Annotated in this window: 31 protein-coding genes and 3 pseudogenes; 24 read left to right on the top strand and 10 right to left on the bottom strand. The window is 49.2% G+C overall.

What is annotated here, in order from left to right; genetic code table 11:
* Positions 1-86: 86 nt before the first annotated feature.
* Positions 87-209: pseudogene (locus tag ACQGXV_RS11365) on the bottom strand (glycine C-acetyltransferase); the annotation flags it as partial.
* A gap of 243 nt (positions 210-452) precedes the next feature.
* On the opposite strand from ACQGXV_RS11365, the gene rfaD reads away from it, so the two are divergent.
* From rfaD to ACQGXV_RS11305, 12 genes are all read left to right on the top strand, one after another.
* Complete coding sequence (rfaD, locus tag ACQGXV_RS11360; protein ID WP_440866438.1) at positions 453-1,385, top strand: ADP-glyceromanno-heptose 6-epimerase; 933 nt, start codon at positions 453-455, stop codon at positions 1,383-1,385.
* Between the two features lie 129 nt (positions 1,386-1,514).
* Complete coding sequence (gene rfaF / locus ACQGXV_RS11355; RefSeq protein WP_440866437.1) at positions 1,515-2,564, top strand: ADP-heptose--LPS heptosyltransferase RfaF; 1,050 nt, start codon at positions 1,515-1,517, stop codon at positions 2,562-2,564.
* Positions 2,564-3,583: a lipopolysaccharide heptosyltransferase RfaC gene (gene rfaC, locus ACQGXV_RS11350; protein WP_440866436.1), complete on the top strand. Its 1,020-nt coding sequence runs from the start codon at positions 2,564-2,566 to the stop codon at positions 3,581-3,583. Before rfaF ends, rfaC begins: the two co-directional genes overlap by 1 nt.
* 164 nt (positions 3,584-3,747) lie before the next feature.
* On the top strand, positions 3,748-4,941 hold the full coding sequence (locus tag ACQGXV_RS11345) for an O-antigen ligase family protein (RefSeq protein WP_440866435.1): 1,194 nt from the start codon (positions 3,748-3,750) through the stop codon (positions 4,939-4,941).
* Positions 4,942-5,329: 388 nt separating this feature from the next.
* The gene (gene rfaQ / locus ACQGXV_RS11340) at positions 5,330-6,412 is read left to right on the top strand and encodes a lipopolysaccharide core heptosyltransferase RfaQ (protein WP_440866434.1); all 1,083 of its coding nucleotides are present in this window, start codon (positions 5,330-5,332) and stop codon (positions 6,410-6,412) included.
* A gap of 10 nt (positions 6,413-6,422) precedes the next feature.
* Positions 6,423-7,547 (top strand): glycosyltransferase family 4 protein, encoded by a 1,125-nt coding sequence (locus ACQGXV_RS11335; RefSeq protein ID WP_440866433.1) that lies wholly within the window; start codon positions 6,423-6,425, stop codon positions 7,545-7,547.
* Positions 7,548-8,357 (top strand): lipopolysaccharide core heptose(I) kinase RfaP, encoded by an 810-nt coding sequence (rfaP, locus tag ACQGXV_RS11330; protein ID WP_440866432.1) that lies wholly within the window; start codon positions 7,548-7,550, stop codon positions 8,355-8,357.
* A gap of 20 nt (positions 8,358-8,377) precedes the next feature.
* Entirely contained in the window at positions 8,378-9,460 is a 1,083-nt protein-coding gene (gene waaB / locus ACQGXV_RS11325) for a lipopolysaccharide 1,6-galactosyltransferase (protein ID WP_440866431.1), read from the top strand.
* A 30-nt stretch (positions 9,461-9,490) separates the two neighbouring features.
* Positions 9,491-10,510 carry a lipopolysaccharide 3-alpha-galactosyltransferase gene (waaO, locus tag ACQGXV_RS11320; protein ID WP_440866430.1) on the top strand — a complete coding sequence of 340 codons (1,020 nt, stop codon included), beginning with the start codon at positions 9,491-9,493 and terminating at the stop codon, positions 10,508-10,510.
* An 18-nt stretch (positions 10,511-10,528) separates the two neighbouring features.
* Complete coding sequence (locus ACQGXV_RS11315) at positions 10,529-11,515, top strand: glycosyltransferase family 8 protein (RefSeq protein ID WP_440866429.1); 987 nt, start codon at positions 10,529-10,531, stop codon at positions 11,513-11,515.
* A gap of 23 nt (positions 11,516-11,538) precedes the next feature.
* Complete coding sequence (locus tag ACQGXV_RS11310) at positions 11,539-12,045, top strand: hypothetical protein (protein ID WP_440866428.1); 507 nt, start codon at positions 11,539-11,541, stop codon at positions 12,043-12,045.
* A 187-nt stretch (positions 12,046-12,232) separates the two neighbouring features.
* The gene (locus ACQGXV_RS11305; RefSeq protein ID WP_440866427.1) at positions 12,233-12,529 is read left to right on the top strand and encodes a hypothetical protein; all 297 of its coding nucleotides are present in this window, start codon (positions 12,233-12,235) and stop codon (positions 12,527-12,529) included.
* A 484-nt stretch (positions 12,530-13,013) separates the two neighbouring features.
* Here the strand turns inward: ACQGXV_RS11305 and ACQGXV_RS11300 are convergent, their stop codons facing one another.
* Positions 13,014-13,334 carry a CatB-related O-acetyltransferase gene (locus ACQGXV_RS11300; protein WP_440866426.1) on the bottom strand — a complete coding sequence of 107 codons (321 nt, stop codon included), beginning with the start codon at positions 13,332-13,334 and terminating at the stop codon, positions 13,014-13,016.
* 180 nt (positions 13,335-13,514) lie between these two features.
* Here ACQGXV_RS11300 and ACQGXV_RS11295 point away from each other — a divergent pair, with 180 nt between their 5' ends.
* Positions 13,515-14,438: an IS5 family transposase gene (locus ACQGXV_RS11295; protein ID WP_440866425.1), complete on the top strand. Its 924-nt coding sequence runs from the start codon at positions 13,515-13,517 to the stop codon at positions 14,436-14,438.
* A 682-nt stretch (positions 14,439-15,120) separates the two neighbouring features.
* Here ACQGXV_RS11295 and ACQGXV_RS11290 read toward each other — a convergent pair.
* Both ACQGXV_RS11290 and ACQGXV_RS11285 read right to left on the bottom strand, forming a co-directional pair.
* Complete coding sequence (locus ACQGXV_RS11290; RefSeq protein ID WP_440867380.1) at positions 15,121-15,687, bottom strand: transposase; 567 nt, start codon at positions 15,685-15,687, stop codon at positions 15,121-15,123.
* 144 nt (positions 15,688-15,831) lie between these two features.
* Positions 15,832-16,002 (bottom strand): annotated as a pseudogene (locus ACQGXV_RS11285) (IS256 family transposase); the annotation flags it as partial.
* A 135-nt stretch (positions 16,003-16,137) separates the two neighbouring features.
* Here ACQGXV_RS11285 and bhsA point away from each other — a divergent pair.
* Positions 16,138-16,398, top strand: a complete 261-nt coding sequence (gene bhsA / locus ACQGXV_RS11280) for a multiple stress resistance protein BhsA (RefSeq protein WP_222159009.1) — start codon at positions 16,138-16,140, stop codon at positions 16,396-16,398.
* A 70-nt stretch (positions 16,399-16,468) separates the two neighbouring features.
* On the opposite strand, the gene yidA is transcribed toward bhsA, so the two are convergent.
* Positions 16,469-17,290: a sugar-phosphatase gene (gene yidA, locus ACQGXV_RS11275; RefSeq protein ID WP_440866424.1), complete on the bottom strand. Its 822-nt coding sequence runs from the start codon at positions 17,288-17,290 to the stop codon at positions 16,469-16,471.
* 89 nt (positions 17,291-17,379) lie between these two features.
* Here yidA and ACQGXV_RS11270 point away from each other — a divergent pair, with 89 nt between their 5' ends.
* From ACQGXV_RS11270 to ACQGXV_RS11260, 3 genes are read left to right on the top strand one after another with little or no spacing between them, the layout of a single operon-like run.
* Positions 17,380-17,892 (top strand): cache domain-containing protein, encoded by a 513-nt coding sequence (locus tag ACQGXV_RS11270; RefSeq protein WP_440866423.1) that lies wholly within the window; start codon positions 17,380-17,382, stop codon positions 17,890-17,892.
* A gap of 35 nt (positions 17,893-17,927) precedes the next feature.
* Positions 17,928-18,194, top strand: coding sequence for a hypothetical protein (locus ACQGXV_RS11265; protein ID WP_440866422.1), 267 nt, complete (start codon positions 17,928-17,930; stop codon positions 18,192-18,194).
* The gene (locus ACQGXV_RS11260) at positions 18,178-19,398 is read left to right on the top strand and encodes an IS91 family transposase (protein WP_440866421.1); all 1,221 of its coding nucleotides are present in this window, start codon (positions 18,178-18,180) and stop codon (positions 19,396-19,398) included. Before ACQGXV_RS11265 ends, ACQGXV_RS11260 begins: the two co-directional genes overlap by 17 nt.
* A gap of 1,318 nt (positions 19,399-20,716) precedes the next feature.
* On the opposite strand, the gene ACQGXV_RS11255 is transcribed toward ACQGXV_RS11260, so the two are convergent.
* Positions 20,717-21,304, bottom strand: a complete 588-nt coding sequence (locus tag ACQGXV_RS11255) for an IS91 family transposase (RefSeq protein WP_440866420.1) — start codon at positions 21,302-21,304, stop codon at positions 20,717-20,719.
* Between the two features lie 22 nt (positions 21,305-21,326).
* Positions 21,327-21,593 carry a hypothetical protein gene (locus tag ACQGXV_RS11250; protein WP_440864957.1) on the bottom strand — a complete coding sequence of 89 codons (267 nt, stop codon included), beginning with the start codon at positions 21,591-21,593 and terminating at the stop codon, positions 21,327-21,329.
* 136 nt (positions 21,594-21,729) lie between these two features.
* On the opposite strand from ACQGXV_RS11250, the gene ACQGXV_RS11245 reads away from it, so the two are divergent.
* Both ACQGXV_RS11245 and ACQGXV_RS11240 read left to right on the top strand, forming a co-directional pair.
* Positions 21,730-22,140, top strand: coding sequence for a hypothetical protein (locus ACQGXV_RS11245; protein WP_440866419.1), 411 nt, complete (start codon positions 21,730-21,732; stop codon positions 22,138-22,140).
* 32 nt (positions 22,141-22,172) lie between these two features.
* Positions 22,173-22,364: an IS630 transposase-related protein gene (locus tag ACQGXV_RS11240; protein ID WP_440866418.1), complete on the top strand. Its 192-nt coding sequence runs from the start codon at positions 22,173-22,175 to the stop codon at positions 22,362-22,364.
* Here the strand turns inward: ACQGXV_RS11240 and ACQGXV_RS11235 are convergent.
* Positions 22,350-23,324 (bottom strand): IS30 family transposase, encoded by a 975-nt coding sequence (locus ACQGXV_RS11235; RefSeq protein ID WP_440862690.1) that lies wholly within the window; start codon positions 23,322-23,324, stop codon positions 22,350-22,352. The genes ACQGXV_RS11240 and ACQGXV_RS11235 overlap by 15 nt on opposite strands.
* Before the next feature lie 62 nt (positions 23,325-23,386).
* On the opposite strand from ACQGXV_RS11235, the gene ACQGXV_RS11230 reads away from it, so the two are divergent.
* Together ACQGXV_RS11230 and ACQGXV_RS11225 are read left to right on the top strand one after the other, a co-directional pair.
* The gene (locus ACQGXV_RS11230; RefSeq protein ID WP_440866417.1) at positions 23,387-23,644 is read left to right on the top strand and encodes an IS630 transposase-related protein; all 258 of its coding nucleotides are present in this window, start codon (positions 23,387-23,389) and stop codon (positions 23,642-23,644) included.
* Complete coding sequence (locus tag ACQGXV_RS11225; protein WP_440867379.1) at positions 23,568-24,017, top strand: transposase; 450 nt, start codon at positions 23,568-23,570, stop codon at positions 24,015-24,017. Before ACQGXV_RS11230 ends, ACQGXV_RS11225 begins: the two co-directional genes overlap by 77 nt.
* A 54-nt stretch (positions 24,018-24,071) precedes the next feature.
* Here ACQGXV_RS11225 and ACQGXV_RS11220 read toward each other — a convergent pair whose 3' ends face one another.
* Positions 24,072-24,239 carry a hypothetical protein gene (locus ACQGXV_RS11220; protein ID WP_440866416.1) on the bottom strand — a complete coding sequence of 56 codons (168 nt, stop codon included), beginning with the start codon at positions 24,237-24,239 and terminating at the stop codon, positions 24,072-24,074.
* On the opposite strand from ACQGXV_RS11220, the pseudogene istB reads away from it, so the two are divergent.
* Positions 24,211-24,816, top strand: a pseudogene (gene istB, locus ACQGXV_RS11215) (IS21-like element helper ATPase IstB); the annotation flags it as partial. The gene ACQGXV_RS11220 and the pseudogene istB sit on opposite strands and share 29 nt — an antisense overlap.
* Before the next feature lie 86 nt (positions 24,817-24,902).
* Positions 24,903-25,118 (top strand): hypothetical protein, encoded by a 216-nt coding sequence (locus tag ACQGXV_RS11210; protein ID WP_440866415.1) that lies wholly within the window; start codon positions 24,903-24,905, stop codon positions 25,116-25,118.
* 174 nt (positions 25,119-25,292) lie between these two features.
* Here the strand turns inward: ACQGXV_RS11210 and ACQGXV_RS11205 are convergent, their stop codons facing one another.
* Complete coding sequence (locus ACQGXV_RS11205; protein WP_222159112.1) at positions 25,293-25,757, bottom strand: tRNA (cytidine(34)-2'-O)-methyltransferase; 465 nt, start codon at positions 25,755-25,757, stop codon at positions 25,293-25,295.
* 135 nt (positions 25,758-25,892) lie between these two features.
* Here ACQGXV_RS11205 and ACQGXV_RS11200 point away from each other — a divergent pair, with 135 nt between their 5' ends.
* Positions 25,893-26,168 (top strand): DUF2756 domain-containing protein, encoded by a 276-nt coding sequence (locus ACQGXV_RS11200; RefSeq protein WP_440866414.1) that lies wholly within the window; start codon positions 25,893-25,895, stop codon positions 26,166-26,168.
* The last annotated feature ends 2 nt before the right edge of the window (positions 26,169-26,170 follow it).

Genomic DNA, 26,170 nt, shown 5'->3' with positions numbered 1-26,170 from the left:
CCAAATGAGGTATTTTTAACGCACTTACAGGCGGCATAATGCCCTACCGTTTTGTTGCGTTTCGACTGGGAATGGGGCAAAGGGCCGCCGTCGGCCACCTCGATATCCGCACGTTGCGCAGTAGTGATAATCCTTTCTTCTTTAAACATACCGTCGGTTCGCGCCGCCATCAGTTGCGCGGAGAGACGCTGATAAAACGATGCAGGCATGATGTTACTCCTTTGTGTAAGCCCGTACACAGCTTAATCAATCCTGTTTATTACGGTGACAGATAACGCCACAGAATCTGAAAAATGCCAGACGGGTCACGACATGCCACAACACCAACTCGGTAAAACCTTGCGGCAGCGCAAAATGGTGTACTGTCTGTAGTGCAACGAAATGTTATGATAGCAGTCATAAATAGTGTGGAGCGTGGTGCTTCACCCACGAGATTTACAAGGGTTACTCCCATGATCATCGTCACAGGCGGAGCCGGCTTTATCGGCAGCAATATTGTTAAATCATTGAATGACATCGGTTATCGAGACATTTTGGTGGTGGATAACCTGAAAGACGGCACCAAGTTTGTCAATCTGGTCGATCTGGATATTACCGATTACATGGACAAGGAAGACTTCATCGCCAGTATCGTTGCAGGCGACGATCTGGGCGATATCGATGCCATCTTCCATGAAGGTGCATGCTCCTCCACCACGGAGTGGGACGGCAAGTACATGATGGACAATAACTATCAGTACTCGAAAGAGGTGCTGCACTACTGTCTGGAACGTAGCATCCCGTTCCTGTATGCCTCTTCCGCCGCCACGTATGGTGGGCGCACCAGCGATTTTATTGAAGAACGTCAATACGAACAGCCGCTGAACGTTTACGGCTATTCCAAATTCCTGTTCGACCAGTACGTGCGCGACATTCTGCCGCAAGCAGACTCGCAGATTTGCGGCTTCCGCTACTTCAACGTCTACGGCCCGCGCGAAGGGCACAAAGGCAGCATGGCAAGCGTCGCGTTTCATCTGAATAATCAGATCAATCAGGGCGAAAATTCGAAACTGTTCTGCGGCAGTGAAAATTTCCAACGTGACTTTATCTATGTTGGTGATGTGGCTGCGGTTAATCTGTGGTTCTGGCAGCACGGTGTTTCCGGTATTTTCAACTGCGGTACGGGCCGTGCTGAGTCGTTCCAGGCTGTCGCCGATGCCGTGTTGGATTTCCACCAGAAAGGCCAGGTGGAATACATTCCTTTCCCTGAAAAACTGAAAGGCCGTTATCAGGCCTTCACGCAAGCCGATTTGACCAAACTGCGCGCGGCGGGCTATTACAAGCCCTTCAAAACGGTAGCTGAAGGTGTCAGCGACTACCTGACCTGGCTGAATCGCTCCGCGTAAATGCCACAACAATGTGCGGCCGCACGCAGGGGTATGGCCGCACGTTCCCGGTAAGCAGCAGGCACTGGATTGCATCCTTCGATGGCATTTTTCTGGCCGCCAAGCAACAGAACATAAAAGATAAACTCTATGAAAATCCTGGTGATTGGCCCATCGTGGGTGGGTGACATGATGATGTCCCACAGCCTGTATCGTTCGCTCAAAGCACAGTACCCGGATGCACAGATTGATGTCATGGCGCCAGCCTGGTGCCGTCCGCTGTTGGACCGGATGCCGGAAATCCGTCAGGCGCTGGCAATGCCGCTTGGTCACGGGGCGCTGGCGCTGGGTGAACGTAGGCGTTTAGGGGTGTCGCTGCGTGAGCAAGGCTACGATCGTGCCTATGTGCTGTCGAACTCATTTAAATCCGCGCTGGTGCCTTTCTTTGCCAAGGTGCCAACGCGCACCGGTTGGCGCGGCGAAATGCGTTATGGCTTACTGAACGATGTGCGGATATTGGACAAAACCGCGTTTCCCCTGATGGTGCAGCGCTATGTCGCGCTGGCCTATCCACGCGACCAGATTCACCGTGCTGAAGATCTTCCTCAGCCGCTGTTATGGCCGCAACTACAGGTTGCACAGGCAGAAATCGACGCCGTGCTCCCCTCGTTTGATTTAGTAAGCGAGCGCTCACTTATTGGTTTCTGCCCCGGCGCTGAATTTGGTCCCGCCAAGCGCTGGCCGCACTATCACTATGCCAGTCTAGCACAAACGCTGATCGAACGCGGTCATCAGGTTGTACTGTTCGGCTCAGCCAAGGATAACGAGGCGGGAGAAGCGATACGCGATACGTTACCCGAACCGCTGCGCGCCTTTTGCAGCAATCTGGCAGGCAAAACGTCACTGGATCAAGCCGTGGTGCTGATCGCCGCCTGCCACGCAGTGGTCAGCAATGACTCCGGATTAATGCACGTGGCCGCCGCGCTAAACCGCCCTCTGGTAGCACTCTACGGCCCCAGCAGTCCGGATTTCACACCACCGTTGTCACACCAGGCCAACGTTATCCGCCTGATTACCGGCTATCATCGCGTGCGTAAAGGCGATGGTGAGCAGGGATATCACCAAAGCCTGATTGATATTCAACCCGAGCGCGTGTTGGAAGCCTTGACGCCTTACCTCCAGACACAGGAACATCGCTAATGCGGTTGCTGATCGTTAAAACCTCTTCCATGGGTGATGTCTTGCATACGCTGCCTGCCTTGACGGACGCCATGCGCATCATCCCCAATTTGCGGTTCGACTGGGTGGTGGAAGAAGGGTTTGCCCAGATCCCTACCTGGCACGTCGCCGTTGACCGTGTGATCCCCGTTGCCATCCGCCGCTGGCGTAAAAGCTGGTTCAGCGCAGAAATGCGGCGTGAACGCGCGCAATTTAAGCAACAACTGCGAGAACGTCAGTACGATGCGGTCATTGACGCTCAGGGTTTGCTAAAAAGTGCACTGTTAGTCACACGTCTTGCGCGTGGGAAAAAGCATGGTTTAGACAGCAGCAACGCGCGTGAGCCTCTGGCCAGCATTTTCTATAACTATCGGCACCGCATTGCACGCCAGCAGCACGCTGTCGAGCGCATTCGTGAACTTTTCGCGGCCAGCCTGAGCTATCGCAAGCCCAGTGAGCGAGGGGACTACGGTATTGCCCAGCATTTTCTGGCAGCACCGTCGGAAGATGCCGGACGCTATCTGGTATTTCTGCACGCCACCACCCGTGATGAAAAACATTGGCCCGAATCTCACTGGCTCGCCCTGATCGCCAGCCTGCAATCGTCAGGATTGCGCATCAAACTCCCCTGGGGCGCAGAACATGAACACCAGCGTGCGCAGCGCCTTGCCGCTGAATTTCCACACGTCGACGTGTTACCGCGCCTGAGTTTGCAGCAGGTAGCCGCCGTGCTGGCGCAAGCACAGGCGGTTGTATCCGTCGATACCGGCCTGAGTCACCTGACGGCCGCATTGGATCGCCCCAACATCACACTCTATGGCCCTACTGATCCTGGGCTTATTGGCGGATATGGTCTCAATCAGGTGGTAGAACAATCTGAAAATCATCACATGAGCGCTATCTCTGCCGATGCGGTCCGGCAAAAGCTGTCAGAGTTGGTAGACTTACAGCCTCTCGACGCGACCTCCCTGCACACACCGGTGCAAAGCGCGCTTCCGTAAAGGTTCGCACCGGGGCTACACTCGTGCCATTCCTGATGGTCGGGATAACGGGGATAGCCCTTGCTACGTGACTCAATGATATGTTGAATGATTTAAGATACAGCTGGGCAAAATACCCCGCAGTAAGCGCTTCGTTAACCACAAATACGCTGTTTCCGGGGTGCATGCTGACCCTGGCCGTTATGCCGTTTAGCACCATTATCGCAGGATGGCTGTTTTATTTGACCGGGGTGTCTGCTGCTCTGTATGTCGTTACGCATGTGAAACAGATCTTAGCCGCAAAACGGCTGTTGATATTGCCCCTGTTGTTGCTACTGATGGGCTGCCTCAACCTCGTTTGGTTTTCACTTTACTATCAACCCGACACACTGTTTACCGATGTCTACTCCGCCTATCGCACCGCCGGGCATGCGGCGATTCTCGGTGCATTTATTCTGTTAGCCGCATGCCACTTGCCACATAAAAATCAGCCTATGCTGCAAGTTGGCTGCCTGGCAATCTGCATAATGACGCTGGTTTATGTGCTATTTCAGTCAGTTTTTCACGAAATGCACCGTGTGAGTCTGATCTTTGGTCCGGCAACCAGCGCAGCCTATTTTATGACGTTTATCGGTGCCTTGAGTGCACAGGCATTACTCACGTTGAAGGTGCGCTACAAATATTATCTCTATTTACTCCATTTCTTGCTGGTAACCAGCGCCATTATTCTGACCCAGACACGGGCGGCCATTTTTGTTTATCCCCTGATTGGGGCGCTGATCCTGTTATCGGAAGTACGTCATAATAAACGTAAATTGCTTAAGGGCATGCTGGGCTCCTTCGTCACGCTAATGCTCTGCATCGCGCTGTTCCACGACACGATCCATAAACGCGCCAACGATTTGATCAATGACATGCGCAGCTACAGCCAGAACAACAGTCAAACCTCGGTAGGCGCACGGTTTGCCATGGTGCAATCCGGCATGGACGCAGGGCTTGTTGCACCCTTCGGGCAATCCGCCGAGCAGCGCGCGGAAGAGATCACCGCCGTCGCTCAGCAGACGCCAGCCATGAAGGGGGCGGTAAGCTACTTGAACGTGCATCTTCATAACGATGTCATTGAGGCTTTTTCTCTGAAAGGCTGGCCCGGAGCGCTACTGGTTATTTTGTTTTATGTCGCACTCTCTTATTTTTCGATTTTTGTGCTGCGCAGCCACTTCTCCATTGCGCTGTTATTTGCCTTACTTATGTTTGGCTTGAGTGATGTCATTCTCTTTGCGCGGGATATGTTGATGGCGTGGCTGGTCACATTCTGCCTTGGCATGACGCTGACAGGAAAATGGACCCGTCCCCCCCGCACAGACGCCCCCTCAGCCTAGCGTAATTATCGCTGTGAGAGGCATACAGCTTTTAGTACCATAGCGGTATAACATAGTAGAGCGTGTGTATTTATTTACGTTACGCCTGATAACAATCCGGATAATAGCGCAAAGTCCACTGGTAGCTGGAAAGCCAGGGGCGGTAGCGTGGTCATTTTCTGGTTTAAGTGGGCTTTGTTGAATAATTTAAGATACTGATTTATATAAGCATTATAAAATTTCAACGACTAATTTTTCCTCTCGGAATGCTTTTTATTGTGCTAACTATTTGATTTGTCGTTCTAACAAAATACATTCTCTGTAAATGCATTCTAACTAAAGAAGATGTAAATCAAACGGTTAAATTATTCAACAAAGCCGTTTAAGTGCGTTAACTGAAGGAAAGCGAGTGAGCCTCAAAACCCTAACCTATAACCGGATCTTGATCGTAAAGCTGCGTTTTCATGGGGATATGCTGTTGACTACGCCGCTTATCAGCACGCTAAAAGCGCGCTACCCAGAAGCCGCTATTGATGTACTGCTCTACGAGGATACCAGCCCTATCCTTTCCAAGCATCCGGATATCCACCGGTTATACGGTTTGAAAAGAAAAACCGCTGGCGCAATGGAGAAAATCAGTGATTTTATCACCATGCGCAACACCCTCAAACGCAACAGCTATAACCTGATTGTGAACCTGGCCGACCAATGGCCAATAGCGCTGCTGATTAAGTCATTGAACTGCCCTTACAGTCTCTCCATCCAACGCGGAGGGGCCCGGCAGTTACTATGGCGCGCCTGTTTCACCCGCTGTCTGGAACCAACAGGGCAGCATATCGTTGAGCAGAACTTCTCTTTGCTCGCCCCCCTGGATGTGCCAGAAGAAGACAGGACACGGCCGCTGTCGCTGTACTATGGCCCGGAAGACGCTGAACGCGTTTTTGCCCTCGCGCCTGCGTTAACGGCAACGCCTTATGTGGTCATTCAGCCGACTGCCCGACAGTATTTTAAATGCTGGGATAACGATAAATTTGCACAGGTCATTGATCATCTGAAACAGCAAGGATTAGAGGTCGTCCTTACCTGTGGCCCTGGAGCCGAAGATTTGGCGGTGGTGAATGAGATCCATACCCTGTGCGAACACAAACCTACTCTGTCGCTTGCCGGTAAAACGCATTTTCTCGAACTGGCCGAGTTAATCGACAAGGCCGTACTTTATATCGGCGTCGACTCAGCACCAATGCACATGGCGGCAGCGCTCGCGACGCCAACGGTTTGTCTGTTTGGGCCGACGGATCACCGTAAATGGAGTCCCTGGTCAGATAACCATATTGTTCTGTGGGCAGGGGACTACACCGCGATGCCTGAAAGAGAACATCTCGATAGAAATAAAAAATACCTGTCATGTATCCCTGCTCAGGACGTTATTCACGCCGCAGAAAAGTTGCTGACCCACACTACGGGTGCTCCGCTAAATACCGCAGAAAGATAAGGAATTTTGCATGAATATTGCCTTCTGCTTGTATAAATATTTCCCCTTTGCCGGCTTGCAACGCGATTTTCTCAGTATTGCTCAGGCCTGTGTCAGGCATGGTCACCGCGTGCGCGTGTATGTCTTGTCCTGGCAGGGAGAAGAGCCAGAAAATCTTGAGATCATTTTGGTGCCCACGGTGGGTATTAGCAATAACACGCGGCATCAGCGCTACAGTGAATGGGTGCAACACCATCTGCAATTACACCCTGCCGATCGCGTGGTGGGGTTTAACAAAATGCCGGGACTGGATTTTTATTACGCCGCCGATGTGTGCTATGCAGAAAAAGTCGAGCAGGAGAAAGGATTTTTCTATCGCTTAACGCCGCGCTATAAGCACTATGCCGCTTTTGAAAAAGCGGTGTTCAGCCCGGATGTGAAAACCAAAATGCTAATGCTGACTCAGCGCCAGATTGCAGATTTTAAAAAACATTATGGTACGCAGGATGCGCGTTTCCTGATTCTACCGCCGGGCATTGCGCTGGACAGAAAATATGACCAGCAGACACCCGGCGTTCGCCAAACCTTTCGTCATGCGCAAAATATCCCAGAAAACGCGCTGGTACTGCTGCAAGTCGGCTCAGATTTCAAGCGCAAGGGTGTCGAGCGTAGCCTGCGCGCCGTTGCCAGCCTGCCGGAAGACCTGCGGAAAAAGGTCGTGTTCCTGGTTGTAGGCCAAGATAAACCCGACCGTTATCAGACGCTGGCGGGTCAGTTAGGGATTGATAAACAGGTGCGTTTTTTCGCTGGGCGTAGCGATGTTCCTGATTTTATGGCCGCCGCAGACGTGCTGCTCCATCCTGCACATCAGGAGGCCGCAGGCATTGTGCTCCTTGAAGCGATTACTGCCGGGCTACCGGTTATCGTGACGGAAGTCTGTGGCTACGCGTTCCATATTGATAAAGCACAAGCGGGCCAGGTTATCGCCGCCCCCTTCAGTCAGCAAGCGCTGAACGCTGCGCTGCACAAGGCATTAGGACAAACGGAAACCTTGCATCACTGGTCGGAGAATGCCCGGCATTATGCCGATACGGAAGATCTTTACAGCTTACCGGAAAAAGCCGCCCTGCTGATTTCGGGCCAGGATCGTCACTAAATGAAAAGTGTCATTACGTTAAAAGAGCCGTTCGCCTCACTCTGGCAGAAACACGACCCGTTCGAAGAAGTCAAAAAACTGGATGGTGAGGTCTTTCGCGCATTAGAGAGCCGTAAAACATTACGTTTTACCTTGGCCGGACGTTCGTGGTTTATCAAAATACATCGCGGCACGGCATTGAAAGATGCCCTAAAAAACCTGTTTTCATTGCGTCTGCCCGTATTGGGCGCCGATCGCGAATGGAACGCGATTCACCGCTTGCACGAACTCGGTGTAGACACCATGACTGGCGCAGCATTTGGCCAGCGGGGAGTAAACCCGCTACAGCGCGAATCTTTTATCATTACTGAGGATTTAAGCCCAGCCATCAGTCTGGAAGATTATTGCGCCAACTGGCCGAAAAATCCGCCAATGCATGCCGAAAAACGGCGACTGATTCGCCGTGTGGCTGAAATGGTGAGAAAGATGCATGCCGGCGGCGTTAATCATCGCGATTGCTACATTTGCCATTTCTTCCTACGCCAGCCTTACCAGCCGACTGATAAACAATTTACACTTTCGGTTATTGATCTGCATCGGGCGCAACTCCGCAAGCGTGTTCCTCTGAGATGGCGTAATAAAGATCTTATCGGCCTCTATTTCTCCTCACTCGATATTGGACTGAGCAAACACGATCTTTTGTTTTTCCTTAAGATCTACTTTGATCATCAACCATTACGTACTACGCTGCATCAGGAACAAGCGCTATTTCACGAAGCGTTTACCAAAGCAGAAAAGATTCGAGAGAGAACGGAGCGTAAGGCACTTTAACCCGAGCCCTGAATAACATTATGAATATAGTTTTCGTCGGTGAGGCCACATCCGGTTTCGGCGGGATTGAAACAGTAATAAAAAAAGTCACCCGCTTTTTGGAAAGTGACCAAGACACTAAAAACACCTATACCCTGTATTTCCTCTGCCGCGATAACCGCATGGATAAAGCCTGGTTGGAAGGAAAGCACTTTATTTGCCATCATTCCGCCATCAAGATCTCCTTTCTGCGTAGAATGAGTCACGCGTTTGCGCTGACGCGCTTCATTAAACAGAACCAACCGGATACGGTTATTGCTTTTGATGCACCATCCTGTCGAATTGCGGCACAAGCGATCCGTCACAGCAAGAAAACGCTGCCGCTAATTTCATGGCTGCACTACTCACTCGATCATAAAAAACATGCAGAACAGGCACTGGTCGCAGATCATCACTTGGCGATCAGCTCCGGTATCAAGCAGCAATTAATAAAGCGCGGTGTTCCTGCCGAACGCATCTCTGTGATTTTCAATCCGGTCACGCCACAAACCATTGTCATCCCTCGCCCCGCACACGGCGAAAATGCGGTGTTTATCTATGTGGGCCGACTGAAGTTTGAAGGGCAAAAACGCCTGAAAGACATGCTGGATGCCTTTGCTGGCGTAACGGACAAGTGGGAATGCCATTTTATTGGTGATGGATCAGATGCCGAGACGTGTAAAGCCTATGCGCAGCAACTCGGTATTCATCAACAGATATATTGGCATGGCTGGCAGGCAGACCCTTGGGGTTACATTCAGAACCATATCAAAACCGTTTCTGCGTTTGTCATGAGTTCCGCCTTTGAAGGACTCCCGATGACACTGCTCGAAGCTATGTCCTATGGTGTCTATTGTGTGAGCAGTGACTGTCCGTCTGGGCCGGGAGATATCATTCGCAATGGGGTTAATGGGCAGCTATATCCCGTGAAGGATTTGAATAATTTACAAGCTATCCTCTCTTCCATTATTGTGAGTAGAGAAATATCTGATGTAGAAACAATAAAAGCCTCTATTCATGATTTTTATGATGATAAGTATTATCGCACCTTTAAAAAGGTCATAACTACCGCATCACAAAAATAATTAAATTGAACAACGTAAAATGGTGAAAGTATGTATTTTACCCCTCAAACAGTGATTATCAAGAAGCTGGTTTTAAACGAAAATATATCGTTAGACGCGTCGAAAAAAACGCTAAACATCGCCTATGGAATTGACAAAAATTTCATCTTTGGTTGCGGGATATCTATAGCCTCTATTTTACTGAACAATAAGCAAACGAATTTCACATTTCATGTTTTCACTGATTTTTTTGATAAAAAAAATAGAGAGGAATTCACTAAACTAAGTCATCAGTACAATGCTCAAATCATAATTTACATTGTGAATTGTGACGAACTCAAGTCACTTCCCAGCACCAAGAATTGGTCCTACGCCACATACTTCAGATTTATCATTGCCGACTATTTTTACGAATTAAAAGACAAAATTCTTTATCTCGATGCCGATATCATCTGTAACGGCAATGTAGATGAATTAGTTGAACTAGAATTGGACAATTATCTTGCTGCGGTAGTCACTGAAGGCGAGAGCCCTTGGTGGACCAAGCGGGCGCAGGCGCTGCGAGATGATAGAATCAGCGCAGGTTATTTTAATGCAGGTTTTCTGTTGATCAATGTTGCTCAATGGGGAAAAGAAGACATTAGTCGTCAAGCCATGACGATGCTTGACAATGATGAGGTCAAAAATAGAATTTCGTTTTTAGATCAAGACATTCTAAATATGCTATTTGTTGATAAAGTTTTGTTCCTTTCAAAGAAATACAATAACCAATATAGCATTAACTACGAACTAAATAAAAATAAAGACACGACACATTTTATTACAGATAACGCCATCTTTATTCATTATATCGGGCCAACAAAACCTTGGCATGAATGGGCTGATTATCCTAATAGTCACTGTTTTCAAATCGCGAAATCGCATTCTCCTTGGGCAAATTCACCGCTGGAAAAGGCAAGATCGTCAACTCAACTAAGATACTGCGCCAAACATTATGCTCACAAAGGGAATATATTCCCTTCGTTGATAAGCTACGCTAAGTATTTTACGAAGAAATTACTAGCCCGATAATTACGTAAGAGAGCGAACATGTATTTTGATAAATCAGCCATTGTAGAGAGAACGGTTGATATTATTGGTAACAATTCAGCGGTCACGTTCTTTAATATCGCCTATGGCATAGATAAAAACTTTATGCTAGGTGCCGCTATTTCCGCAACGTCGATTGTCATCAATACTACTATTCCGTTGGCATTTCATTTTTTCACATACTATATTGACAGTGAGACCACATCCCGCTTTGAAGCCATGGCGAATCGGTATCATGTCAATATTCACATCTATAAAGTCAATACCAAGTTATTAGCTGATCTACCACAAGATAAATGGCCTTGCTCTGCGTATTTTCGCCTTACAGCCTTTGATTATCTTGCAGAGAAGCTAGATACCTTGCTGTATCTTGATGCTGATGTGATGTGTAAGAACAACCTGGCAGAATTATCCACTCTCGATTTTAAAACTAACATATGCGCAGTAGTTCCAGATATTAGTACCATCCGGGAACAATGTGCACTTCGCTTAGAAAACCCAGCAATGAAGACTGATTACTTCAATTCAGGCGTAATGTTTACGCACCTGAAAAACTGGACAGCGAATCAACTCACTGAAAGAACCCTGGCGTTTATTAAAGAAAACACAACCCTAAAATATCCAGATCAAGATGCCCTTAATATTCTGTTGTGTGGTAAAACTGTTCTCTTACCGCGAAAGTTCAATTGTATCTACAGTATAAAAAGCGAGCTTCAAGATAAAACACACCTAAAATTTAAAAATATTATTAATGACGAAAGTGTATTTATCCATTATGTCGGTACGACAAAACCGTGGAGCGCATGGGGACAATATCCATCAACGATCTATTTCCAAACCGCCTACAAGGCATCCACATGGCATGATGTCAAACTGCTAACGCCAGCAAATGCATTACAATGGAAGAAAAAATCTAAGCATGCATTTAGAAAATATCACTTTCTGGATGGTATTCTCGCTAGAATTGCCTATTACTATTTAAAATAATTTTTCACTCCAGATAATATTTTATGAATATCTACTTTATTGAGTGGAATGCTAATTATGAAAAATTAATGATTGCAAATTTATCAAAACTTGGCATAAAAGAAAAAAACAATGTGATGAAACACTTCACAAAAAACAATATTAAATTAAAAAAACTCGGCATCAGCAATAAATTATTCGTAAAAATACATCATTTTCTAAAGCTGCGAGAAATAAAGCACGATGATTTGATTATTTGCAATGGCTTTAGTGTTTTAGGTTGTCTGGATTTAATAAAAAGCATCGACTGCAAGAAAGTGTTGATCATTCGTGATACCATCATTCATCTTGAAAAAGGGATGAAGGAAAACAAAAAATGGCTCCTTCCAAAAGATGATTTTATCAATACCGTTCGGAATCAATTTGATATAATCTATAGTTTCGATCCTGATGACTGCAAAAAATTCAATCTAACCTTTCTAAATCAATTTTTACCCTACACGAACAAAAATATCTCGGATATTTTGAAAGACACAAATTCTCTCGAATGAGAAATCTTGTTTTTTTATTGGTGAATATAGAGAGGAAAGAGAAACTTATCTTAATGAAATCCATGATTGTTTAAACAGTGTCAATTACCAATCTGATTTTTATTTAGTCGACAAGAAAAAACAATCTAAGAATTACCCGTCATTCTGTAAAAATGAATCTCTGAGCTATGATGAGAATGTAAAAAAAGTGATTAGAAGCGACGTCATCATAGAAATAAATCATGCAGGGCAGAAGGGTGTCACTTTACGTGCCATAGAAGCGCTGGTCTTTGATAAAAAATCAATAACCAATAATGTACACATTATGGAATATGATTTTTATAATCCAGACAGATTTTTTATATTATCACACGATGATATAAAATCATTACCTAACTTCCTCAACGCAAAAACGACGCCTACTTTAGATTCAATAGCGAATAAATACAGCGCTGATTATATGGTCAAAACAATCATGACTGATATTAATCATTTAGAAAAATGATTACCCTGCGAAAAATGTGAGGCGTTATATTGGCGCATTGAAGATGTTTTATGATGACATATTTAACGCTTTTACCGCCAGCCACCGTTTACTCCCCCCAGCGATGATCGAATAATAGCTAATATCGATACTTCAAGCCCTTTACACCGTTCTACTTTACCCTTAATTCCACCGATGCTCTGGCTATGTACGGGGCTGTAGGGCTCTCCCTGTCGCCATCGCTGGAGTAGCCCCCTCCCGGTTTTACCACCATCAATACGGATATTCTTCGTTATCTTCTGTGCGCTAATCGCCTTCTCGTACGCATACTTCTGACTCGTTCCTAAAAGAAAAATTAACACAATGATTTAAAAACATCTGATAAATGGATTTTTTTGTATTCTTGCTTAGATATATCACCCATGGAGATTTTCTTTTCAAGGCTCTCCACGAATTCATTGATATCCATTTTTTGATGACGAAGGTCATAGGGTTTGTAATTCCACTATTCGAGCGATAATAACTTTTGAATGACATCATTCTCAAATCTAAATCGAATTACTCTTGCTGGAACTCCACCAACAATAGCATAGGGGGGAACATCTTTCGTGACCACAGATCTCGCAGCAATAACAGCCCCATGACCAATTGTAATCCCTGTTTTCAAGGTCACATCTTCACCAATCCACACATCGTTGCCGATTATTGGTGCGGGCCGATGTAATTTATCATATTCAGTTGGCGTTACATTGGCCATTTTGGCTTCAACACCTATATAGGTAAACAAATGACTGGTAAATCGATCGGTGGGGTGGTCAGGCCCCATTACTTTTACTCCCCCTGCGATGCTACAGAATCGGCCTATCTGAGTGTCACCACGTAACCGACTGTTAGGCTGTGTCCCTTAATTAATTTTCACTGATTGGAAATGGCTTTGTTGAATAAATCGAACTTTCAGGGGATCGCCGGATCAGAGCACTATCATCGCTCCCGATAGCAGCTCCCCATGGCAAAGCAAAAGTTTAAAATCACCAACTGGCCCACCTACAACAAAGCACTCAGACAACGCGGCTCCCTGACGGTCTGGCTTGATGAGTCGGCCATCGCTGCATGGACTGACAGTTCTTCGCCTGAAGGTCGTGGTCGGCCGCTTTACTACACCGATATGGCTGTTACCACGGTTTTGATGATAAAGCGCGTGTTTAACCTGTCGCTCCGGGCATTACAGGGCTTTGCCGACTCGGTTTTTACACTGATGAGCCTGCCACTGCGCTGCCCGGACTACTCTCTGGTCAGTCGGCGGGCAAAAACCGTCAGTATCAGCATAAAAACGCCAACGCGTGGTGAAATCTCGCATCTGGTCATCGACAGTACCGGTCTGAAGGTCTTTGGCGAAGGTGAATGGAAAGTCAGGCAGCATGGGGCTGACAGACGAAGAGTGTGGCGCAAGCTTCATCTGGCAGCAGACAGTGCGACGCATGAGATTATCTGTGCCGACTTATCGCTCAGCGGAACGACAGATGCGCAGGCACTGCCGGGCCTGATTAACCAAACCCACCGGAAAATCAGGGAAGTGTCAGCAGACAGTGCTTATGACGCCCGTTACTGCCACGATGCGTTGCTGAGAAAGAAAATCAGGCCCCTTATCCCGCCGCGAAGCGGAGCCAAATACTGGCCGGACAAGTACTATGAACGTAACCATGCGGTGGCGAATCAGCGTCTGAGCGGGAGTAATGATATGTGGAAAAAGAAAGTGGGTTATCACCGGCGTTCAGTGGCAGAAACAGCGATGTTCCGCATAAAAACTTTGCTGGGTGGCCACCTGAGCCTGCGTGACTACGATGCTCAGGTGGGTGAAGCCATGGCGATGGTCAAAGCGCTGAATCGTATGACGTTGTTGGGTATGCCACACAGCGTCAGGATCGGATAACAGGTGTAGCAGAGGGAGTCATCCTGTCGGCTAATTCTGATTTATTCAACAAAGCCATTGGAAATGAGAAAAACACATCGAATCTGTTCGTTTTTTGGACTGATTTTGGTTTTTTTTACTGTCAAAAACAGCCTGCTTTTTACGATTTTTCATCTATCGTGCAATTAAGGGACACAGCCTAGCATAGGAAAACGCACCCATTGAGCAAAAACTACGTTGGTGCATAGTGGCAAAGCTTTCAACCCAAACATTCTGGGTTATTTTAACGCTCGAGCCTTTTTGAAATAACAGCAGATTTCTGGTTTTATAAACACCTTTAATATTGAATGGCTGCTGAAGAAAAATATTTTCTGAGATGCAAAAATCGTCGTGACGTTTCGTCCATCTAAATTTAAAAGGATCCATCTGCTTTTGCTCCACCGGCCTTAAAACGTAAATATTATGTCAGTATAACGCCAAGATTGCGTTAATGTCATAAGGTTTCTCTCGGCTGTTAGTTTATTATTCTGCCTGACCGCCTTGACGCCTAGGAATTTCAAACTTTTTGGGGCCCCTGATTTCGGGGGCTGGCAACGATGAAAACCGGCTTTTTTATCGTGAATGCCTCTGTGTTTGGGTGATTTTTGAACACATTGCGCGTTTTTTGATTACATCGCCGAATTCCAGGCAGAGTTTCCCCGCATTATCCAACGTAACGCATTCGCGCTATATCCCCGGCGTTCGCGATTAGCTTCTCCAGGGCCGTTGCCGGCAGCGCCCTGCTGAACGCCATTTTTGCCCCGCACAGCAGGCAGGCAAACGGGTCTGTATTCTGTAATCCCTGACTCAGCGTTGTGTATGTCACTGGCGCTGCTTTTTTCACATTATCCTGCCCCAGGGCTTTTCTCACCAGAGGCAACAGTTTTCCCACTACGCGGTTAGCCAGAAAACCAAAGTAACGCACCATCCGGAAATGCTTCTCCGGTATATGCTTTATCAGCCGCAGTATCAGCTCACGCTGACTGAGCGCCAGGTCTTCATGCCTCCCCGTCCGGTGATCCAGAAAACGCAGGGTGATGCGGCTTCCCCCGTCGTAGTGTGCCAGTCGCGCACCCGACACAGGCAGTTTTTTCAGGTACCGGCCCAGGTACTTTGCTGTCTGCCGGGGATGTTTCGTCGGCTTCGCAAAATACACGTGCCAGTAAATCTCTCCCTGCTCATTTTTCCCCTGGCTGAGGATAAAGCGCTTCCATTCATCATAATCCCGGATGTGAGCCAGCTGCGGCGGCAGAACAAGAGACTCCCATGCAGACAGCAGATATAGCCAACCGACTTAAAAATGATTACATCCTATGCCCTGATATGCGGCAAAGAAGCATAGCTGGCTGTTATCAAAATAATGTCGCTTGGCTATACCAGCAGGGTCATGCTTAGCATACCCAAGGTGTATCTCCATCTCAGCTTGAAGAACCCGTTCCGCCAGTCTTTTAGTCAGCTCCTTGAGTAGGCCTGATTCACCCAGAAGCTCCTGAGGGGAGTGGCAATCCTGAAGCAGTTGGTCAATAAGTTCGTTGCTGATAGGCATTTTTTGTCCTCTGAAGGTTTTCCTCAAAATGCCATTTATACAGATCTTTTTACACTCTCTTAGCATGGGTGTAACATTCCCTTCATCGAAAGACATGGTCTTTCAACAACACATTCAAAAACAGGATAAGACATCATGAAAAACGTAAAAACCATCGCTGCTGCTGCCGTACTTGCTTCCCTTTCCTTTGGTGCTTTTGCTGCTGAAAGCGTTAGCGCTCAACAAGCCACTAAATACCAGGAATTCGGCGTCATTTCCGTAAGCGGTGCGCATGACCTGAGTTCACTTCAAGAACAACTGGCTGAAAAAGCAGATAAAGCAGGCGCGAAAGCCTTCTCTATCACCAACACCACCGGTAGCGACCTGCTGCGCGGCACGGCGATTATCTACAAATAATCACCTGCGATAGCCAAAAAAAGGCGCTTCTCCGTGAGGAAAAGCGCCTTTTTTTTATAACCAGAAAAACTCAGTTCGTTGTTTTCAGAACAAATTTTTCAATCGCGTAGGCCACACCGTCTTCCGTATTGGGACGGGTGACAAACTGGCTGATCGCCTTGACCTCATCAATGGCGTTCCCCATGGCAACCCCAGTGCCTGCATAGCTAATCATGGCCAGATCGTTTTCATGATCGCCAATCGCCATCACGTTTTCCGCTGTCAGTCCAAGATACTCCGCCAGCAAACGCACCCCCTCACCTTTGTTAACCCGCTTATCCATAATTTCTAAATAGTAGGGGGCGCTCTTGATAATGGTGTAACGCGCTCGCGCTTCGTCAGGAATATGGCGAATCGCGTTATCCAGAAGCTCTGGCTCATCAATCATCATCACTTTCGGGAAGGTCAGGGTGCTGTCCATCTCCTCAACGGCCCGATATTTCAACGGCATGCCTGTCAGGTGAGATTCATAAACGGTATAGCGACTGATGTCTTTATTGGCGGTATAGACGGTGTTGAAGTCTAACGCGTGCAGGTGCACGTTCAAGGTGCGGGAAAGTGCTTCGCAGTAGAGATAATCGTCAAAACTCAGCGGCGTTTGCGCCACACATTCTCCGGTATCGGTACGCTGAACCAACGCGCCGTTGTTGGTAATGCAATAGCCGCCGGTTTTATCCAGCCCAAGTATCTCCAGATAGCGTTTTACCCCAATAAAGGGCCGCCCGGTGGCCAGCACCACGTGCACTCCCTGATTCCGCGCCGCCGCAATCGCCGCACTTACTGCGGGCGAAATCTGGTGTTGCGGGTTAAGCAACGTGCCATCCATATCAATTGCAATCAGCTTTATCGTCATGCTTCATCCTGCCGTAATGGTTTTTTTGCATGCTAACGCGAGTTATCGCCGTGAGCCAGTGAAGGATAAAGATTTACGGAATTCTGCCGATGATCATGCTGTTGGCAGGTATCGTGACTATCGGCCTTGGCTTTGCCATCACCATCGGTTTATTGATTTGGCAGTCGACACAGCAGCAAAAAAACGATGCACAGCAGTATCTGGCCCAAAGCGCCTATACCAATAGCTATCTGGTGCAACGCAAACTGGATCTGGCGTTAACGGTGGCGCGCAATCTGGGGCAAAGCGTACTCAGCCTGCGCAATAGCGGCCACGCCGATCGCGACATGGCGGACACCCTGCTGAAAAATGCCCTGCAAAATAACCCTGATTTTCTGTCGATGTCACTGGCATGGGAGCCGAACGCCTTTGATGGCAAAGATGCGCAATTTGCCGGACAACCAGAGCACGATCCGAACGGCCGCTATGTGCGCTATGTCGATCGCGACACGGCGGGCACCGTGGTGCTGCACAATCTGACTGACTATGAAACCCCCGGCAGCGGCGACTACTATAGCGAACGAAGCAGCCTGGCGGCTGCAAATCGAAGTGTGGCAGAATAGCGATATTCTGAAACCCGCCAGCCGAAGATTATCCCGTGTCACATTCCCCTGAGCATCAGCGCGTTCATACAAAAATGGTTAAGCAGATTTTCAAAACGGTGGTCCGACAGGGCAACCTCCCTTACCAGCAATTCCGCCTTTTCGTTGACAACGATCCTGACTGCACAGAGTGGTTCTGGACCACCTTCTACAGTGAATTCCCTGATTCTCCGTACCACTACGTTGCCTTCTGCCATACCTGTCGCCGGTTTGAACTGTACGAAACCGAAGCGGAGATGCTCTCCGATGACCCGCACGGATGATACCGGCATACAGCCCCGCCCCATGAAGACGCTGTTTCAGCGCAACAGGGCATGGGCTGACATCATGGAGGCATACCCGCTCCGGCCTGTAGAGATTGAGGTTGTCACAAAGATGCTGGCCTGCGGCACCCCACTGACGGGCAGCCGGGAATTTCGCTGCAGCAACCCCGACTGCACTCACCACCGTTACATCCATCAGAGCTGCCACGGACGCGGATGTCCGACCTGCGGCAAAAAGGCCACCGACCTGTGGATTGCCACCATGATGGCCCGCCTGCCGGATACGCCGTGCCAGCACGGCACATTCACGATGCCGGATACCCTGTGGCCATTGTTTGAAGCCAACCGCTGGCTGCTGAATGGCCTCTTTGCGCTGGCGGCGGACAACCTGCTGTACGCTGCGGAGCAGCGGGGCCTGACCACCGGTATTTTCGGCGCTCTTCACACGTATGGTCGCCAGCTTAACTGGAACTGCCATATTCACCTGTCGTGGACCTCCGGCGGCATAAATGAGCACGGTGCCTGGAAAAAACTGTCGTTTGCCCTGCCGAAGGTCAGGGCGCGCTGGGTATGGAATGTACGCCAGTATCTGCTGTCTGCATGGGAGTCTCTTGTTCTGCCGCCGCAGCTGGCTCACATCCGGGATTATGATGAATGGAAGCGCTTTATCCTCAGCCAGGGGAAAAATGAGCAGGGAGAGATTTACTGGCACGTGTATTTTGCGAAGCCGACGAAACATCCCCGGCAGACAGCAAAGTACCTGGGCCGGTACCTGAAAAAACTGCCTGTGTCGGGTGCGCGACTGGCACACTACGACGGGGGAAGCCGCATCACCCTGCGTTTTCTGGATCACCGGACGGGGAGGCATGAAGACCTGGCGCTCAGTCAGCGTGAGCTGATACTGCGGCTGATAAAGCATATACCGGAGAAGCATTTCCGGATGGTGCGTTACTTTGGTTTTCTGGCTAACCGCGTAGTGGGAAAACTGTTGCCTCTGGTGAGAAAAGCCCTGGGGCAGGATAATGTGAAAAAAGCAGCGCCAGTGACATACACAACGCTGAGTCAGGGATTACTGAATACAGACCCGTTTGCCTGCCTGCTGTGCGGGGCAAAAATGGCGTTCAGCCGGGCGCTGCCGGCAACGGCCCTGGAGAAGCTAATCGCGAACGCCGGGGAGATAGCGCGAATGCGTTACGTTGGATAATGCGGGGAAACTCTGCCTGGAATTCGGCGATGTAATCAAAAAACGCGCAATGTGTTCAAAAATCACCCAAACACAGAGGCATTCACGATAAAAAAGCCGGTTTTCATCGTTGCCAGCCCCCGAAATCAGGGGCCCCAAAAAGTTTGAAATTCCTAGGCGTCAAGCGACATTATTTTGATAACAGCCAGCTATGCTTCTTTGCCGCATATCAGGGCATAGGATGTAATCATTTTTAAGTCGGTTGGCTATATCTACTGCCGCGCAAGATGAAACAGGAGGTGATTCTTGAACCCTACAGCTATCCCTATAATGGCGTAGAGGTGCTGCTCACCTCGATGGCGGTGTCCATCGTGGTTGACGGCAACTTTCTTGGCTCGGTAACGGCAGATTTTTCATTGGATACGCTGCAACAGCTTATCAATGCCATCAAGCCCTATAAAGGCACCGGCTACGCCGAGCTGTTATCACAATCCGGTGCCTATATCGCCTACCCCGATAAGGCGCAGGTAACCAAACCCGCCGCCCATGCTGATAGCCTGCTAAAATCAGCGTCTGAAGGGGTCTCGATACGCACCAGCGCTGAAAACCCGGTACTCAAAACGGCATCCTACGACCTCACCATTCCGGTGACCATTGGCAACACCGGCACGCCGTGGCTATTGGGGCTGTCGGCTCCCATTGATGCCGTGCTTGCCGCAACGGAGCGCCAGCGCAATATCGCGTTACTGCTGATGGTCATCAGCATTGTTGTGGTCTCTGCCGCACTGGGCATCATCTTTACACGGAAAGTGTTGCGCCCCATCGGTGGCGAACCGGCAGAAGCGGCACGCATCGCGTTGTCCGTGTCCAATGGGCAACTCACCAACACCATCCCGGTGCAGCCCAAAGACACCCGCAGCCTGTTCTATGCGATTCACACCATGCAAAACCAGTTGCGCGATATCGCTCAGCAATTGCTGACCACCAGCGAATCGGTGAGTCTCGCCGCCACAGAAATCGCCGCAGGCAATATCGACCTGGCCTCACGTACCGAACAACAAACCGCCGCATTACAGCAGACAGCCGCAAGCATGGAGCAGATCACCGCGACGGTAAAACTTAATGCCGACAATGCGCACAGCGCCACCGCACTGACGAAAAACGCGACCGACATCGCTCATCAGGGGAATACCATCGTAGGGCAAGTCGTCAGCATTATGGATGATATTGACGACAGTTCACGTAAAATCGCCGACATTACTAGCATTATAGCCAACCGACTTAAAAATGATTACATCCTATGCCCTGATATGCGGCAAAGAAGCATAGCTGGCTGTTATCAAAATAATGTCGCTTGGCTATACTGGCGTACATTCCATACCCAGCGCGCCCTGACCTTCGGCAGGGCAAACGACAGTTTTTTCCAGGCACCGTGCTCATTTATGCCGCCGGAGGTCCACGACAGGTGAATATGGCAGTTCCAGTTAAGCTGGCGACCATACGTGTGAAGAGCGCCGAAAATACCGGTGGTCAGGCCCCGCTGCTCCGCAGCGTACAGCAGGTTGTCCGCCGCCAGCGCAAAGAGGCCATTCAGCAGCCAGCGGTTGGCTTCAAACAATGGCCACAGGGTATCCGGCATCGTGAATGTGCCGTGCTGGCACGGCGTATCCGGCAGGCGGGCCATCATGGTGGCAATCCACAGGTCGGTGGCCTTTTTGCCGCAGGTCGGACATCCGCGTCCGTGGCAGCTCTGATGGATGTAACGGTGGTGAGTGCAGTCGGGGTTGCTGCAGCGAAATTCCCGGCTGCCCGTCAGTGGGGTGCCGCAGGCCAGCATCTTTGTGACAACCTCAATCTCTACAGGCCGGAGCGGGTATGCCTCCATGATGTCAGCCCATGCCCTGTTGCGCTGAAACAGCGTCTTCATGGGGCGGGGCTGTATGCCGGTATCATCCGTGCGGGTCATCGGAGAGCATCTCCGCTTCGGTTTCGTACAGGTCAAACCGGCGACAGGTATGGCAGAAGGCAACGTAGTGGTACGGAGAATCAGGGAATTCACTGTAGAAGGTGGTCCAGAACCACTCTGTGCAGTCAGGATCGTTGTCAACGAAAAGGCGGAATTGCTGGTAAGGGAGGTTGCCCTGTCGGACCACCGTTTTGAAAATCTGCTTAACCATTTTTGTATGAACGCGCTGATGCTCAGGGGAATGTGACACGGGATAACCTTCGGCTGGCGGGTTTCAGAATATCGCTATCCTGCCACACTTCGATTTGCAGCCGCCAGGCTGCTTCGTTCTGGCCAACAAACACCGGCACAGTGAATGGTTGCGTCTCGGGAGTAAGGAAAATGGCATGCTGACCGCCCGGGATCTTGACTGGATCCCTGATAAATGGTGGGGACTGGTTACCGGAGAAACAAAGCGTAATAACACTCCACACAGACTGAATCGACGAGTTTTTGAGGTTTGCGTTTGCCGCCAGCTGGTTCAGGAACTGAAATCTGCAGATATTTGCGTACCCGGAGGGGATAGTTATTCCGATACCCATGCTCAGCTTTTACCTATGGAAAAATGCACAGAAACACAGGCTGAATATGGTGGACTGGTCGGCCTGCCAGTGGAGGGTAAATCCTTCGTCGGGCATTTACAGACTCGACTGAAAGAGGTGGCTGACAGCGTTGACCGGGGTTATATGGCTAATTCGTACTTCACCATAACCAACGACCGGCCTGTTCTGACAAAAATGGTCAAAAAACCGTTATAGCTAAACGACTTAATTTTGATTACATTATTTAAATGAGCTATTCAATTGATTTTAGACGTAAAGTGATATCTACACGGAAAAACGAAGGGTTGAGTATCCGAGAAACAGCGAAGCAATTTCGGATTGGCCCTGCCTCTGTATCGCGTTGGATTAATCAAATAGAGTCAAAAGCCCCATTCCCAGTCGAAACGCAACAAAACGGTAGGGCATTATGCCGCCTGTAAGTGCGTTAAAAATACCTCATTTGGAGAACGATAACCCAGCGATTTTCTGCCTCGCGTATTGAGCAGGTGTTCGAGTGCTGCAACCTTGCGATGGGTGACATAATTGAAGTCCGTTCCCTTCGGGTAAAAACGCCGTATCAGCCCGTTGGTATGCTCATTCAACCCGCGTTCCCAGGAATGATATGGCCGGGCAAAGTAGACCGGTGCCCCCGTGACTTTTGTAATTTCCCCGTGCTGGGAAAATTCAGAACCGTTGTCAGCAGTCAGGGTTTTAAACTCGCAGAAGGTATTGGCAACGATGTCCCTGAAGGCCGCTACCACTGTCTCTGCTCGCTTGTTGGGCAGTTTGCGAATGATGACCAGCTTGACGGCTTTATCGACCACCGTCAGCAGGAATGATTTCTGATCTTTGCCAAAGATGGTGTCAATCTCGAAATGACCGGGTTCCTGCTTGAGGTCAGCAACGGCCGGCCGCTGCTCAATGCCAACACGGTTGGGAATAGGACCGCGTTTGTTCTCATCGGTCTGATAGTTATACCGTTTACCCCGATGAGGGAGCTGCTGATAAAGCTCACCGCCGGCCCGGCGCTCCTGCTGGATATAGCGATAGAGCGAGTTCTTGCTGACGGACAGGCCAAATTCCAGGACCAGGCGCCCACTGATGACCTCAGGTGAGGTGTGGGTAGACAGCGCCGTTCTGATAAAGTCCTGAATGTGCGGTTCAAGCTGGTTAATCACGCTGTCCGGCCGTGTTTTCTGCCGCCGCCCTCTGGCCAACGTTTCGGCCCTTCTGCAGGAATAGACCCCGTTGAAAGCGGCGTCGGTATTGCGTCTGAGTTCCCTGCTGATGGTAGAACGAGGAAGCTCCAGTTCCCGGGCGATGGTGGCCTGGTTAACCCCATCACCACGCCGCTTTTCGATGTAGAACCGTTCTTTGTGAGTCAGATGTTTTCCCTGCATGCAACGGGATCTCCAGTAGGGCCAGAACGGTGATTTTATCCGACTCTGGCCAGTGGGTCACTTTGTTGCGTTTCGAGTGGGAATGGAGCAAAGCATCGACCACGCGTCAGCGAAAGATCGATAAATCCGAGTTGATAAAAGATGTTGAACAATATCCAGATGCTTACCAAAAAGAACGTGCAGAGCGTTTTGGCGTTTGTCAGAAGGCCATTTGGCAAGCGCTTAAAAAGCTGGGATTGACCTATAAAAAAAACTCTACGTCATCCGAAAGCCGACGAAAACGCCCGGCAGGGATTTCAACAAAAAAAACAACAGTATGAAAAAGAAGGTAAACCTATTGTTTTTATTGATGAAAGTGGTTTTTCACACGATGCCCCACGGACTCACGGCTATTCCCCAAAAGGTCAACGGTGTTTTGGCCTGAAGAACTGGGGAGCTAGGGGAAGAACAAATGTTATCGGCGCTTTATTAGGCACAACGCTGTTTGCTATCGGATTATTTGATATCAATATTAACAGCGATGTTTTCTATGCCTGGGTCACACAAGTCCTTATCCCAGTACTCCCTAAAAACAGTGTAATCATGATGGACAATGCCACTTTTCACAAAAAACATAATATTCAACAAGTCATCATCGATGCAGGGTATATGGTGGAGTATTTGCCTACATATAGCCAAGCGACATTATTTTGATAACAGCCAGCTATGCTTCTTTGCCGCATATCAGGGCATAGGATGTAATCATTTTTAAGTCGGTTGGCTATATTCGCCAGATCTTAACCCAATTGAGCATAAATGGGCACAAGCAAAAAGCAAAAAAAGAGAGATGGGTTGCGATACAGAGAGTTTGTTCTCAGTCCATATGGTGTAATCAAAATTAAGTCGCTTGGCTATATCAGGCCTACCGGTGATCAAGACGCTGGAGCAGTTTGATTTCGCCTTTGCGAGTGGCGTACCTCGCAATCAGATCCAGGAGTTGGCCGGGCTGGCGTTTATCGAGCGTCAGGAGAACCTGGTCTTGCTGGGTCCGTCCGGGGTAGGTAAAACGCACCTGGCGACAGCACTCGGCTACAGAGCCGCGATGGCAGGAATGAGTATTCGGTTCGTCACAGCCGCAGATCTGATGCTACAGCTGCTCGCATCACATCGTCAGGGGGAGTTAAAAAGCTATCTTAATCGCGTTATGGGTAAGCCTAAGTTGTTGATCATAGATGAGGTTGGCTACCTTCCCTTCGGTAAAATGGAAGCCAATCTGTTCTTCCAGGTTATCGCTAAACGGTATGAGTCAGGCAGCGTGGTCCTGACCAGCAACCTGCCGTTTACCCAGTGGTCGGGGACATTCGGAGATGATGAAACGCTGACGGCGGCGATGCTGGATCGGCTGCTTCACCATGCGCATATAGCGCAAATCAGCGGTCAAAGCTATCGACTGAAAGATAAGCTGAAAAGCGGTCAGATCCAGAAGAAAACTAAAGCAGCTACGCTCGAGTAATTCAAAGGGGGTGGGTCAGTTTTACTTTGGCAGGGTGGGTCAGAATTCAATCGGTATTGACAGCTAACCGCGTAGTGGGAAAACTGTTGCCTCTGGTGAGAAAAGCCCTGGGGCAGGATAATGTGAAAAAAGCAGCGCCAGTGACATACACAACGCTGAGTCAGGGATTACTGAATACAGACCCGTTTGCCTGCCTGCTGTGCGGGGCAAAAATGGCGTTCAGCCGGGCGCTGCCGGCAACGGCCCTGGAGAAGCTAATCGCGAACGCCGGGGAGATAGCGCGAATGCGTTACGTTGGATAATGCGGGGAAACTCTGCCTGGAATTCGGCGATGTAATCAAAAAACGCGCAATGTGTTCAAAAATCACCCAAACACAGAGGCATTCACGATAAAAAAGCCGGTTTTCATCGTTGCCAGCCCCCGAAATCAGGGGCCCCAAAAAGTTTGAAATTCCTAGGCGTTAAATAGCGGCGCGTTAGCTGCCGCCGCCAAATCCGTTTTGCCGCCACGCTTCGTAGCTGATGATGGCAACCGCATTCGAGAGGTTGAGGCTGCGATTGTTCGATTGCATGGGAATGCGAATACGCTGTTCCGGCGTAAAACCGTTACGAATCGCATCCGGTAATCCGGCGGTCTCCGAACCGAACAGCAGCACATCCCCCGGCTGATAGTCCGGTTGATCGTAAGGACGGCTGCCTTTGGTGGTGCAGGCAAAAATGCGCTGACCGGCTACGGCAGCCAGAAAATCCTGATAATTTTTATGGCGGCTGACATTCGCCAGATCGTGATAATCCAGTCCGGCGCGACGCACCTTTTTCTCATCCAGATCGAAACCCATCGGTTCAATCAGATGCAGTTTGCAGCCATTATTGGCAACCAGACGGATGATATTACCGGTGTTCGGGGCAATTTGTGGCTCATAGAGCGCAATATGAAACATAAGAATTGGTCAACAAAAGCGTTTTCAGGCCGCCAGTATATAACACGCCGCCCCTGACCCCTAAGCAGGAATTCAGACAACATACCGCGACGTTTTTCGGCCGGACGCGTACACTGTATACAGGAGGTACGCATCATGACCCGTTATCTGATTCCGATAGTTTGCCTGGCCTTGGTGTCGCTGGGCACGCAGGCAAATACCCAAAGGCTCACCACCCAGCAACAACAGCTTGAAAACACTATCCCCAGCCAGCAACGCCTGCAACAGCAAATGCAGCAGAACCAACAGTTGCAGAAACAGCAGTTGAATCAGGATATTCAGCGCCGTAGCGAGCAGCAACAGCAAGAGTTGCGGCGTCAGCTCCAGCAAAATCAGCAGCGGACGCAGCAGCAAAATCAGCCCCGCTACTGATA

The organism is Symbiopectobacterium purcellii (assembly GCF_052050035.1).
GTDB classification, from domain to species: Bacteria; Pseudomonadota; Gammaproteobacteria; order Enterobacterales; family Enterobacteriaceae; genus Symbiopectobacterium; species Symbiopectobacterium purcellii_A.
The sequence above is the reverse complement of the archived record's forward strand: the minus strand, read 5'-3'. Positions and strand labels throughout refer to the sequence as shown.